The organism is Verrucosispora sp. TAA-831, from assembly GCF_050780145.1.
In the GTDB taxonomy this organism is placed as follows: domain Bacteria; phylum Actinomycetota; class Actinomycetes; order Mycobacteriales; family Micromonosporaceae; genus Micromonospora.
Genome location: NZ_CP192240.1, coordinates 6,566,717 through 6,578,688, shown reverse-complemented (window position 1 = coordinate 6,578,688; position 11,972 = coordinate 6,566,717). Strand labels below are relative to the sequence as shown.

Below are 11,972 nucleotides of genomic sequence, written 5' to 3'. Positions count from 1 at the left end.
TCCGGTCAATACAAAGCCCGCTGTGTCCATTTATTTGATGCGGCAAACGCTGTGCAGGATATCGTGTCTCTACGTTCGTAGGACCATCCTGTTCGAAAGGAATGTGCCGTACCGTGGCGAAGCAGATCATTCAGAAGTTGATCGATGACCTGGACGGCGGAGACGCCGAGGAGACCGTCAAGTTCGCTCTCGACGGCGTGCAGTACGAGATCGACCTGTCGAGCGGCAACGCCGACAAGCTGCGCGAACTGCTCTCCCCCTACGTCACCCGCGGCACGAGGGTCGGCCGAGGTGGAGTGGTAGTCGTTGGCCGCGCCGCTCGCGGCCACGGCACCGTCGGCACCGATCGTGAGCAGAGCAAGGCAATCCGGGCATGGGCCAGGAAGGCCGGCAAGGACATCTCCGACCGAGGACGAATCCCGCAGGAAATCGTGGACGAATACCACGCGAAGGCCGGCAGGTGAACCACCCGAACCACCCCTGCCCGCGCCCCGACCGCCCCGCGGTCGGGGCCATGTGACGGCGGTGCTGAGCTGGGCCGCCACACGCACATGATGCCGTACGCGATTCACCGACACGTTCGGTCGCCGAGCTTCCCGTCGGTGCCGGCACGCCCACTCGCGATCGGTGGCGGCCGAATCCAGTCGAGGTCGTCGAGTTGTGTCCACAAGGTTCACGATCCTGTGGATTCGGAGACTCCCAGCGTGATCGGCAGCCACCACGCTCGTTTCGTGAGTGCGCGCGGCTGGTGAGTGTCTGACAGAGGTTGAGCGTTCTCGCTGGAACTCTGGCCCCGTATGGCGTTCTCAAGGTGCTCTCGAATGCCCGGTGGCCGTGGGATCGAGTGGATGCCCCCGAAGCCGACGGAACGCCGAGGCCGGACGGAATGGCTGGCGACGTATGATCGCGGTGAGGGCGAAGGGCCAGGCCGAGATGCCGGCACCGGTGTGAGAGGGGTGTCAGGATGTTCGGTTGGAAGAAGAAGCTCAACGATCTGGTGGCGCAGCTCAGGCCCGACCTGAGTCGGGAATCGCTCGGTGTCGGGCCCGACTTCCCGGGCATCGCACCGAACCCGCTCCTGAGCAGAGATGCACGGAAGCGCAATGCGGAACTGCGTACGGGGGCGCTTGCGCTCGGCGTTCTCGTCGATTGGCGGGAGGTCAGCAGCGACGGCAGTCCCCGCGTGGTCCTGATGCTCGACGTGGAGACCGCTGACGGCGTCTCGTTCCGCGGGATCGCAGACGAAGACCTCACGATCACCGAGCTCACCCGACTCGCCCCAGGGCAGACGATGCCCGTGCGCTACCGGCCGGCCGTCATGGACCACTACGTCGCCCTCGCCCGGGACGCGGACCCCGCCCGCGTGCAGCAGCTCGCTGATGAGATCGCGAGCCGCAAGCGGACCTGATCCGAAGCCACTGGCCGGGCGCGGCTGGGTCGTGTATCGGAAGTGCTGGTCGTAGGCGAGACGCTGCCCGAAATGGCGTGCGATCTCCGTCCGGTCATGCTGGGATCAGTCGGTATGAATAACCAGTCTCTTGGCGAAGCCGACCTGACGGACAGGATGGAACGGAACCTCGCGGAACACGCCTGTCACCTGCACCGGAGTATGGCTGGCGCGACCGTCACGGAGACCGGTGACCTCCTGGTCGCGGACAGTGGTCTGGACGACGACACGTTCAACATCGTCGCCGCGGCCCGCTTCACCGCCGCCACCGCTGCGGCCCGCATCACCGAGACCGTCGGGGCACTGGCCCGTACCGGTCGCCGTTTCTCCTGGTGGGTTGGGCCTGCCTCGACACCGGCGGACCTCACCGCCCGCCTGGCGGCGGCTGGTCTGCCGGTGTCCGAACGCGAGACGGCGATGTGGGTCGAACTGGACAAGAGCCTGCCGCCCCCCGCCGTTCCGGGACTGGACATCCGGAGGGTGACCACGGCCGAGCAGCTCGCCGACTACGCCACGGTCCTTGCCGCGAACTGGGACCCGCCCGCCGAAACCGTCCGCGGCTTCTTCGCCCGGGCTGCCGCGCGGGCACTGGCCGCGACCTGCCCGGCCCGGTACCTGGTGGGCTACGTGGCGAATCGTGCGGTCTGCTCCGCCGAAGTGTTCCACCACGCGGGAGTCGCCGGCATCTACAACATCTCCACCCTGGCCGCCCACCGTCGGCGCGGCTACGGCGGCGCCATCACGCTCGCGGCCCTCCGCGCGGCCCGTGACCGAGACCACCGCATCGCGGTCCTGCAGGCGTCGGCCGACGGCGAGCCCGTCTACCGCCGGCTGGGCTTCCGTCCCTGCGGCCAGTTCATCGAACATGCCGTCAACCCCTGAACCACCAAGACTCCACGGGCTGTCCGTCCGCCATCCCCGAATGGGCCGCTCACCGCCTGCCCGAGTCCCCTGCGCGAACCCGGGGCCGGGGTCGGCCTCGATGATCGATCGGGACGAGCTGATGATCGACCCGCCCGCCCTGGTGTAGACCGGCCCGGATGATGTGTCCGACAGGACCGCCCTGATGCCCCACACCAGCGACGAGTATCGGCAAGTGCGCAGCGATCCGTCGTACCTCGCCGACCTGTTCGGGGTGGGTACCACCGACCAGCACACGGCAGTTGGCGTGCTCGTTCCAGTCGTACGCGGCCAGGCGCGCCACTCGCATGTACAGCGGCTCCCCGCCGGTCCGTAGGTCCTGCAACTCTCCGGAGCCGGGGTTCGAGGTGCGGCACAACACGATGACACCCTTGGTGCGGGTGTCCAGGAACGGCCGCAACGCATCGACCCCCAGGTAGGGCTGGACTGTCACCGTGGAGAGTGGGCGTTGGTCACGGATGACAAGCCGGTCTGGGCAGCCCTGGGGCAGCCGCGGCGGCGGGACCAGTCGTCGAGGCCGACGGGTGGTCGACAAGGGCACCCAGGCGTCGGATTCGGGCGCCCTTTCTCGGGTGAACTAGGGTGGGCGCGATGGGGAGCAGGCAGGAGATCGGCGCGGTGCCGCCCGAGGCCGACCTGGCTCGGGCCGATTCGCTGGCGCGGGAGATCTTCTCGGACATCGCCAACAAGTGGCCTCTTCTGATCATCGAGTTTCTCGGTCTGCGGACCATGCGGTTCAACGAGCTACGCCGCGAGGTGGGCGGCATCAGCCACAAGGTGTTGGCGCAGAACCTCCGTACGTTGGAGCGCAACGGCCTGGTCGAGCGCACCGTGCACCCGACTGTGCCGCCCAGCGTCGACTACTCACTCACCGAGGCTGGCCAGGCGCTACGCAAGGTGGTCGACGGCATGTGCGACTGGACCCAGACATACCTGAGCCATATCGAGGACTCGCGCGCACGCTTCCCGAGTTGATCGATGCGGTTAGTCGATCACGGCCGTCGCCTCGATCTCGACCAGGTGCTCGGGGACGTCCAAGGCCACGATGCCGAACAGTGATGCGGGCGCCTCGATGGTGACACCCAACTTCGCCGAGGCGCGGGCGATCCCGTCCAGCACCTGCGGCATGAGCCCGGGCTCCCAGTCGACCACGTGCATCGTCAGCTTGACCACGTCAGCGAACGTAGCCCCGACGCCGGCCAGCGCCGTGCCCACATTGAGGTAGCTCTGTTCGACCTGTGTGGCCAGGTCACCGCCTCCCCACGCGACCTGACCGGCGATGTGGACAAGTTTCGAACCCGTTGCCACCGACACCTGCTTGTAGATCGGGATCTCGGGCAATCCGGGTGGATCGATCAAGTGAACAGCCATGAACCGACCGTACGAGGAAGACGTCAGGCCCGGAAGAGAGCACTTTGTCGAGCCCAGGGCACCTTCTGGTAACCGCGTCGGTCGGCGCTACGGCGCGGATCGGATCGACCCCGAGGAAGGCGAGTCGACCTGTGCGTTGCTGGAAGCCGTCTGCGCTGACCTCCGTCGCGATAGTCGGCCCCGGTCACTGCGGTGAGGTCTGGCGTTCTGTCAGCGGCGTAGAAATCTATCGGACACTCCACAGTAGCGATACCTGTTTAGGGTGAGCGCCATGTCTAGATCGATACGCATCGCGATCAGTGTCGTTCTTGCAGTCGTGCTGGCCTCGACCGTCGTCGTTACCGCCCCGGCGCGTGCCGCGGGTGTCCTGACCACCTGGCGATTCGATTTTCGGTACGTACCCGCGCAGGAGCACCTGATCGAGGCTGCGCTCACCGGCGCCTACTCGGTCGCCTACCACGACCTTGAGGACGTGCTGCCCGATCATGACGAACTGCGCAAACGGGGTCTGAGCTGCGACGCCGATAACCTGCACATGCTGACCGGCAAGGAGTTGATCCTGTGCGGGATGAAGAAGGAATTCGCCGTCGACTCGCCGCGGGACCTGCCGGCCAAGGTTGTCGCCGAGATCGACCAGGACAACGATATGGTCAGCCTGACGGTCGAGGCCAGTGTGTCGCAGGAGAACGCGGACAAATGGAAGAAGGCCGCGATTACGGCGGCTGCTAGTATTGCGAAGATCTTTCTTCAGGCTGCCTGCATCAACTATCGCACCAGTCGCGGGCACAACCCGAGTTTTGCGGTCGTCGCTGCGTCGTGCGCGGCCTTCGGCGAGGCGCTCTCGCTCCTGGCTTCCCGCGTCGGTGAGAACGCCATAGACGGTGTCCTGAAAGATCCTCACACCTGGGGCACGAATCTACTCGTAATCCTTGTCGGCTCGGGGCTGGCGTGGTTGTGGGAGTGGGACCTCGTCGGCCGGGTCCAGAACGACCAGGGTGGATTCTTCACCGCCGCCGCACGCGTCATCGACCAGATAGCCGCGACCGTCGGCCGGATCTGTCCACTCTGCAAGACCTACTTCGGGTCCATCTACAACGCGTTGGCCGATAGGTTCATTCGGCCTGCCCCGCCGGTGCCCAACATCCCGCGCGGGCTGGCCGCGATGCGGGTGATGCCACTCGGCGACTCGATCACCTATGGCGTCGGTGTCGACAACCCGGCCGGCACCGGATACCGCGCGCGCCTGTATGACGGCCTGAGGGACGATGCGGTGCTTGATCTGGTGGGATCGCAGAGTTCGGGGACGCTACCGGACAGGAACCACGAGGGGCATCCGTACTGGCGAATCAAACAGGTGGAGCAGCGGGTCGAGTGTGTGATCCCGCAGTACCGGCCGAACGTGGTGCTTCTGCACATCGGCACCAACGACATGCAGTTCAACGAGGATGTCGCGGGCGCACCGGGGCGGCTCGACACGCTGATCGGCAGGATCGTCGCGTTGGCGCCGGAGACCACGGTCCTGGTGGCGCAGCTCGTGCCGGCGTTCAACGCCGGCACCAACGACAAGGTGCAGACCTACAACCGAGCCATCCCCGGAGTCGTCGCCAGGTACGCGGCGGCGGGCAAGCGGGTTCGCGTAGTCGACATGAGCGCGGTGACCCGGGCCGATCTGACCGACTCGGTGCATCCGAACGCCACCGGGTATCGCAAGATGGCCGACGCGTTCCTCGGTGCCATCCGGTCCGCCCAGATCGAGGGCCTCATCGTTGACCCGGTCGGCGGGAACGCGGACGCGTGCAGCGGCGAGGTCGGCAAGGCGCCGGACTCTCTCTCGGCCGGCAGCTCCGCGTCCGGCACCGGATGGCGGTGGCAGGGCGTGGTCGCACCAGGTGTCGGTGCGACCCGGGACAGGGTGCAGTTCGCCGACGTCGATGGTGACGGCCTAGACGACTACCTGGTGCTCGACGACCAGGCCCGGGTCAAGGCGTGGACCAACGCGCATACGCTCGGCGGCGGGTACGGCTGGAGGTATCGCGGCGTGGTGGCGACCGGTGTCGGCGCGGCACCGGAGAACGTCCGGTTCGCCGATGTCGACGGGGACGCCCTGGAGGACTACCTGGTGGTGGACGGCAGCGGCCGTGTGTCGGCGTGGATCAACAGCTACACCCCGGCCGGTGGGTTCGGCTGGTCGTACGCCGGGGTGATCGCCACCGGCGTCGGCGCCACCCGGGACCAGGTGCGGTTCGCCGACATGACCGGCGACGGCAAGGACGACTACCTGGTCGTCGACGAACAGGGCAGGGTCACCGCCTACGCCAACATGTACACCACCGGCGGCACGTACGGCTGGTCCTCGATGGGGCAGGTGGCCAGCGGCGTGAACGCGACCCGGGACCGGGTCCGGTTCGCCGACGTCAACGCCGACGCACGCGACGACTACCTCGTGGTACACGACGAGGGGCACGTGAGCGTCTGGCTGAACACGGCACCCGCCCTGACGGTGCAGACGCCTGGGGGTAGGCCGCCATCGATCGTGTGGCAGAACCACGGCCGCACCCTCACCGCGAGCGGAGCCAACCGCGACCAGGTCCGCTTCGCCGACATCAACGGCGACGGGAAGGACGATTACCTGTTGGTCGACTCGGCGGGCAAGGTCGGCGCCGCCCTCAACGACCGCTACGGCAGGCCGGACGTGTGGGAGTGGCAGGGCGTCATTGGCCGCAACCCGGACTCGGCGACGCGCAGCGGCATGGTCGACCTGACCGGTGACGGCCGGGCGGACTGGGTGGCGGTCCGCGAGAACGGAACGGTCGCCGCGTGGGTCAACCGGGTCGGTCAGGGCGGTGGCTACGGCTGGGACTACGCCGGAGTGATCACCACCGGTGTGAGCCCGGGACGCGACCGGGTCCGGTTCGCCGACATGGACGGCGACGGCAAGGACGACTACCTGGTGCTGGAGGACAACGGCGCGACCAAGGCATGGCTCAACAAGTACACCCCGGCCAACGGCTTCCAGTGGGACTACGCCGGTGTCATCGCCCCCGGTGCCGGCGCACCCAAGGAACAGGTGCGGTTCGCCGACATGAACGGCGACCGCAAGGACGACTACCTCGTCCTCGGTAGTGACGGTGGAGTGAAGGCATGGCTCAACAGACGCACCGCCGACGGGTGGGGCTGGGACTACACCGGGTCGATCGCACCCGGGCCACACCCGGCGCGCGACGAGATCCACCTCACCGACCTCAACGGTGACCTCCGCGCCGACTACCTGCTGGTCGACGCCGCCGGTCGTGTCTGGGCCTGGCTCAACGGATACAGCGACAACCGTTTCACCTGGCGCTTCGACGGCATGGTCGCCTCCGGGGTCGGAGCGAGCGGCACCCAGGTCCGATTCGCCGACCTCAACGGGGACCGGCGGGCCGACTACCTGGTAGAGAGCCCGGACGGCCAGATCAAGGCGTGGACCTTCCACGGGTACGTCGTCAACCAGCAGTCCGACACCCCGATGCCCGACGCACCGAACACCCCGGGCAGCGGCGTGGGAATCGACCCCTGCCTTCTAGAAGTAGCGAACCGGCAGGACTGCTGAGTGGCAGCCGGCCAGGGCTCCGGTGAACGACGTCGATCTTCGGACCCTGGCCGGGCCGTCCCCCGTCAGCTTCGAGGAAGAAGCGCTGTCCGTTCGAGGGTGGAACTGACGTCCGTCTTCGAGCCGCGCAGCGCTGAGGCCCTGACAGAGCCCGCCTGATGGAGAGCCGCCGGCCGGTGGGCCAAGGGGCCATCGACCGCTCGCCGGCCATGGTCCCCTGCCGACCGGGCGCGACCTGCCCGCACCGTCCGCGTCAACCAGGATGGCGGTGCGGTGTCGGCGTGGACGTGGCGACGAGCCACGGGACGGGTGACTGCTTCCGAGGCCACACAGCATCCGGATATGGCCGGATGGGGGAGGCGTCCGTTTGGTGAGTCACCGCAGTGCTGCTGCGAGGTCGGTGGCGTTGTCGAACGCGGTTGCCGCTCTTTCGGTTTCGTCCTTCGTGAGCGTGACGGACTGGGCGCGGGCCAGCATCTCGGCCGCGGTCTTCGGGTCGTGCAGCACCATCGCGAGTTCGGCGCGGTAGACCAGGACCTCTACCTGCTCGACCGGGTCGTCGTCGGTTTGCGGGCGGGCCAACGCGCTGTCGAGGATCCGCACCGCCTGTCCGACATCTCCCCGGGAATCGGCCTGCACGACAGCATTCGCCAGGGCCTTGGCCAGCCGCGCGGCAGGCGTGGCGGCCGGTATGGGCGCGGTGGCGGTGTCCCGAAAGACGCGGATCCAGTTGCCGCCCGGGTCGATGACGCTGAACCCGCCCAACCCGTCGGCGTTCTTCCGCGCCCTCGGCCGGGTCATCCGCGGCGTTCCGGACACCAGCACCTTGCCGTACGCGGCGCGCATGCCGGCGGCGAACGCCCGGTGTAGTCCGTCGATGTCCGTGGTGAGTACGAGACAGGAGCCGTAGGACTGCTCCGGGTCGAACCCGGCGATCTCGAAGAACTGTAGATGCAGGTCTTCCCGCTGCACCCCCACACACGGGTGGGGCTTGCGCTGCTTGTACGTGGTGCGGAAACCGAGCACTCCGTAGAAGGTTTCGATGTCGTCGATGGATGCACACGGCAGCAGGGGAACGGTCCGCTCGTTGGCCATGCCTCCTTCCTAGACGTCGCAGGGTGTCCGTCGCCCATGGAAATAGCCGATCATCGCTGTCGGTCGTCCGACTGGCTGATGACCAGAACGCCACGCCGCCGAGTCGAGCCATCGGCGATGCCTTCCCTGCCTGCCGTGCGACTCGCTGAGAACAGGCTCAGGCGACGCCGAACAGCAGGGCGGCACCGATGGTCTCGATCCAGAAGTACCACCAGATCGGATAGAACCCAGTTGCCTTGTCGCCGATCCGGGAGAACAACCGGCCGAGGGCCATTCCGGCAAGGGCCGCTGCGACGGTGATGACCGCGCCGGTCCGGATATCGCCGACGTCGATCGCCGCCGCAGCCAGTACGGCGGCGATCGCCAGGCCGAACCCGCCGTAGACCGCCCGAATCTCGGACCGGCTATCTGCTGATTCGATGACGATGCGGAACGGACGGGCAAGTGCCGCAGGCGCGGCGAGCGCGTAGACGCCCATGCCGAAGAAGAACGTCCCGACGATGATGATGACCGTGGTCGTCATGCGCGCCCTCGAACCGCTGGCGTCGTGCGGCGCCCGCAGGGGCTGGACGCGAGCAGGGCCGTCCCCGCCGACAGGACGAGCAACGCGACGGCGTCGACCTGCGCCACCCGGACCATCTGCTGGTTCAGCGATGGGGTGGTCAGCACGAGAAGCAGGAAGGTGCCGAAGCTGGCCGCATTGATGGCCACCGCGGCGGGGCGTAGGTGCGGGCGGAACGCCGAAACGATGATGGTGACGCCGACCAGAGCGAGCAGGATCGCCCGATGCCGCATCAGTGTCGCCAGGTCCGCGCCCGTGACGTCCACGCCGTAGGCCGTACGGGCCCAGGCAGGCGACACGGCACCAGCGCCGGGCAGCACGTTGAGCAATCCGGCCGCCACGAGGAGCCCTTGCCCCAGTCGCCGCCTGATTCGTCCTGGCGGGCGCAGTACGCGCGTTGGCCGTTCCGCTGCGGTTATGAGCACACGTGCGATCATCGGCCACGTGGCCGATGTCCTGCTTCCAGAAACGTGTCGTGCCGAGCAGGCGAGGATCTGGATCTGGCTCGGACAGGCGGCCTATCTGGGGCCCGCACTGAGGCTGAAGGCGCACTCCGGTTCCGTGCACTGTTTCGTGTTGGGCGTCGACGCACCGTTCACGCTACAAGCCGACGACATCGGTGAACGGCGTACCCGCAGCGCCCTCGTTCGGGCGCGAACACGACACCGGGTCATCGCGGACGACGGCCGGATGCTCTTCTTCTACCTCGACCCCGGCTCGGGCCTGGCGGAGGGTGTTCGCGCTCGGATGACCAAGCGCACCTCCTCGGTCGGGCTCGACTATCAGCACGAGTCGTCGCTGATCAGTCACGTCCAGGAAACCTCGTTCCCCGATCCGGCCCGACTGCGGGAATTCGTCGACGCTCCGAACCCTGATGCGATGGACGAGCGGATCCGCACCGCGATCGGCATCATGCGTGCCCACCCTGACCAGAAGATGAGCGCGCCGCAGCTCGCTGCCGAGGTGCACCTGTCGACGTCACGATTTCTGCACCTGTTCTCGGCGCACGCCCACACCAGCTTCCGCCGGTACCGGTTGTGGGCCCGGATGCTGCACGTCGCACTCGCGGTCGACGAAGGTGCGGACCTGACCCGGGCGTCCACCGAGGCCGGGTTCGCCTCGCCGGGACACTTCAGCGACAGCTTCCACGCCATGTTCGGACTGACCGCGAGCAGGCTGTTCTCCGAACACACCCGCCTCGTCGTGCTCGACACGCACTGACGTTCACCTCGGGGTGACCGCCGGGCAGCGCGGCGACAGCCCACAGTTCATCCCCGTACTGGCCAGGATCCGCGTCCCCCGAGTCGGAGGCGGCCGACCACGGACCCGCTCCGACACCGTGCTGGCCGACAAGGCGTACACGTCCAAGGCCAACCGCGCCCACCTACGATCCCGGGGCATCCGCGCGTGTATCCCGAGCAAGGCCGACCAGGACGCGCACCGCAAGGCCAAAGGCTCCGCAGGCGGCAGACCACCCGCCTTCGACCCCCACGTCCACCGCCTACCGGCGTCCCGCTCGACGAACTGGTCGCGGCCCCGCCCACCGGCGATCCACGTGTCCACCTGCGGCCCGTACGGCGATCCGGCTTCACCGTCGTGCGAATGGTTCTACGTACTCAACGGATACGTCAGGCTCGTCCTCGGTGACCAGGAATACCGGCTGGGCCCCGGCGAAGCCGCAGAGTTCGACACCCGCATCCCGCACCAGATCGGCAGCGCCGACTCCCGGGCCGCAGAGCTGCTCACGATCTTCGGCGCCCAAGGCGAACGGGCTCACCTGTCGCCCTCCGCGACATCGCCCACCTGAACGAACCGGCAGCGCCGAATGGTCCACAAATTGGGAGGCGGGATTGATCTTCGCTGTTCATACTGGTGCCCATGAAGCTTGCTGAGGCTCTTGCGCTGCGCGCGGATGCGGCGCGTCGCGCCGAACGACTCCGTGCCCGCATCGTCGCCAGCGCTCGATACCAGGAGGGTGAGACGCCTGCGGAGGACGCCGCGACACTTCTGGCGGAAGCCGGCGAGGTGCTTGGTGAGCTGGAGACGCTGATCCGGCGGATCAACCGCACCAACGCCGCCACCCTGGTTGACGGTGGCACACTGACCGACGCGCTGGCACGCCGTGACGTGCTTCGTTCGCGGCACAGCGTGGTCACCTCCGCCGCCGACGCCGCCGCTGGGGAGGGCCAGCGTGGGCTTCGGCAGTTGCGGTCGGAGCTGAAGATGATCCCGGCCCTGCCGGTGGCACAACTGCGCAGCCAGGCCGACGACCTCGCCCGGCAACTTCGCGAGGTCGACACGGTGATCCAGCGGACGAACTGGGAGGTCGACCTGCTGGACTGAGAGGTTGCGGAGCAGGTAGCCGACGTGGAGGCGTGCACGAACCCGAGAGCCGGCGGGTATTCCGGTTCACTCCTGGCGCGCCGAGGGCAGGCGCAGGGGTTCGACTCCCCAGCACACATCGCAGGCCCAGCACAGCACACAGGTGACGGCGCACAGGGCACGGCACACTACCGGGTGCAGATCCACGACGGCGAGGGTGGGACAGGGGCCTACCGCAACCCCCGAGTACAGATCGGGAAACAAGGCGAGAAGCGCTCAGTTCCTCAGATCGCGATGGACCCGAGAACGTCTGCGATGATCTCGCGCGACCGCGTCCGCGCGGTGTGATCGGTCAACATGTCCTGGACCATGATCTCGATTGCGCCCGAATCCTGGATCACTGGTTCGAGTTGAGCCCGAAGGGTCGTAGGAGTTCCGGAGATCTGCGGCGGAATGACGCCGTCCACGATCGTGCTCGAGCGGGTTTTCGTCGAGGCACTCAGTTCGGCCCGGGCCTGTTGCACGGTGGGGATGGGCCTGTCCCGTCCGCCGGCCCGCAGGGCCCGCGCGGGCCAGGTCAACTCGTGTGCTGTCTCGGCATCGTCGGCAGCGACGATGTTGAGCGCGGTTGGCGGGACTGACCCGTACCGTCGTGGTTGGCCGCA

Annotated in this window: 12 protein-coding genes and 2 pseudogenes; 9 read left to right on the top strand and 5 right to left on the bottom strand. The window is 67.6% G+C overall.

Translation table 11 applies throughout. The features are described 5' to 3' along the window. Positions 1-113: 113 nt before the first annotated feature. The 4 genes from ACQVFL_RS29245 to ACQVFL_RS29230 all read left to right on the top strand — a co-directional run bounded on the left by ACQVFL_RS29245 (position 114) and on the right by ACQVFL_RS29230 (position 3,343). Entirely contained in the window at positions 114-464 is a 351-nt protein-coding gene (locus ACQVFL_RS29245) for an Lsr2 family protein (protein ID WP_396699728.1), read from the top strand. Positions 465-964: 500 nt separating this feature from the next. After that, positions 965-1,408, top strand: a complete 444-nt coding sequence (locus ACQVFL_RS29240) for a hypothetical protein (RefSeq protein ID WP_431728046.1) — start codon at positions 965-967, stop codon at positions 1,406-1,408. A gap of 201 nt (positions 1,409-1,609) precedes the next feature. Then, positions 1,610-2,329: a GNAT family N-acetyltransferase gene (locus tag ACQVFL_RS29235; protein ID WP_431728045.1), complete on the top strand. Its 720-nt coding sequence runs from the start codon at positions 1,610-1,612 to the stop codon at positions 2,327-2,329. A 630-nt stretch (positions 2,330-2,959) separates the two neighbouring features. Continuing rightward, a complete protein-coding gene (locus ACQVFL_RS29230; RefSeq protein ID WP_396699819.1) occupies positions 2,960-3,343 on the top strand; it encodes a winged helix-turn-helix transcriptional regulator in 384 nt (127 codons plus the stop codon). 9 nt (positions 3,344-3,352) lie between these two features. Here ACQVFL_RS29230 and ACQVFL_RS29225 read toward each other — a convergent pair whose 3' ends face one another. After that, on the bottom strand, positions 3,353-3,739 hold the full coding sequence (locus ACQVFL_RS29225; RefSeq protein ID WP_396699817.1) for a RidA family protein: 387 nt from the start codon (positions 3,737-3,739) through the stop codon (positions 3,353-3,355). Between the two features lie 271 nt (positions 3,740-4,010). On the opposite strand from ACQVFL_RS29225, the gene ACQVFL_RS29220 reads away from it, so the two are divergent. Continuing rightward, positions 4,011-7,328, top strand: coding sequence for an FG-GAP-like repeat-containing protein (locus tag ACQVFL_RS29220; protein WP_431728044.1), 3,318 nt, complete (start codon positions 4,011-4,013; stop codon positions 7,326-7,328). A 375-nt stretch (positions 7,329-7,703) separates the two neighbouring features. Here the strand turns inward: ACQVFL_RS29220 and ACQVFL_RS29215 are convergent, their stop codons facing one another. The 3 genes from ACQVFL_RS29215 to ACQVFL_RS29205 form a co-directional block, all read right to left on the bottom strand. Continuing rightward, entirely contained in the window at positions 7,704-8,423 is a 720-nt protein-coding gene (locus tag ACQVFL_RS29215) for a VOC family protein (RefSeq protein WP_396699813.1), read from the bottom strand. Between the two features lie 157 nt (positions 8,424-8,580). After that, on the bottom strand, positions 8,581-8,946 hold the full coding sequence (locus ACQVFL_RS29210; RefSeq protein ID WP_431728043.1) for a DUF4345 family protein: 366 nt from the start codon (positions 8,944-8,946) through the stop codon (positions 8,581-8,583). After that, positions 8,943-9,326 carry a hypothetical protein gene (locus ACQVFL_RS29205; protein WP_431728042.1) on the bottom strand — a complete coding sequence of 128 codons (384 nt, stop codon included), beginning with the start codon at positions 9,324-9,326 and terminating at the stop codon, positions 8,943-8,945. The genes ACQVFL_RS29210 and ACQVFL_RS29205 overlap by 4 nt, the downstream gene beginning before the upstream one ends. A 76-nt stretch (positions 9,327-9,402) precedes the next feature. Here ACQVFL_RS29205 and ACQVFL_RS29200 point away from each other — a divergent pair, with 76 nt between their 5' ends. From ACQVFL_RS29200 to ACQVFL_RS29185, 4 genes and pseudogenes are all read left to right on the top strand, one after another. After that, positions 9,403-10,206: a helix-turn-helix domain-containing protein gene (locus tag ACQVFL_RS29200; protein WP_431728041.1), complete on the top strand. Its 804-nt coding sequence runs from the start codon at positions 9,403-9,405 to the stop codon at positions 10,204-10,206. A 10-nt stretch (positions 10,207-10,216) separates the two neighbouring features. Further along, positions 10,217-10,489, top strand: a pseudogene (locus ACQVFL_RS29195) (transposase); the annotation flags it as partial. Then, a pseudogene (locus tag ACQVFL_RS29190) lies at positions 10,447-10,792 on the top strand (cupin domain-containing protein); the annotation flags it as partial. The pseudogenes ACQVFL_RS29195 and ACQVFL_RS29190, both read left to right, overlap by 43 nt. Before the next feature lie 71 nt (positions 10,793-10,863). After that, on the top strand, positions 10,864-11,328 hold the full coding sequence (locus ACQVFL_RS29185; RefSeq protein ID WP_396698045.1) for a DIP1984 family protein: 465 nt from the start codon (positions 10,864-10,866) through the stop codon (positions 11,326-11,328). A gap of 263 nt (positions 11,329-11,591) precedes the next feature. Here the strand turns inward: ACQVFL_RS29185 and ACQVFL_RS29180 are convergent, their stop codons facing one another. Next, positions 11,592-11,831 carry a hypothetical protein gene (locus tag ACQVFL_RS29180; RefSeq protein ID WP_431728040.1) on the bottom strand — a complete coding sequence of 80 codons (240 nt, stop codon included), beginning with the start codon at positions 11,829-11,831 and terminating at the stop codon, positions 11,592-11,594. Positions 11,832-11,972: the final 141 nt, after the last annotated feature.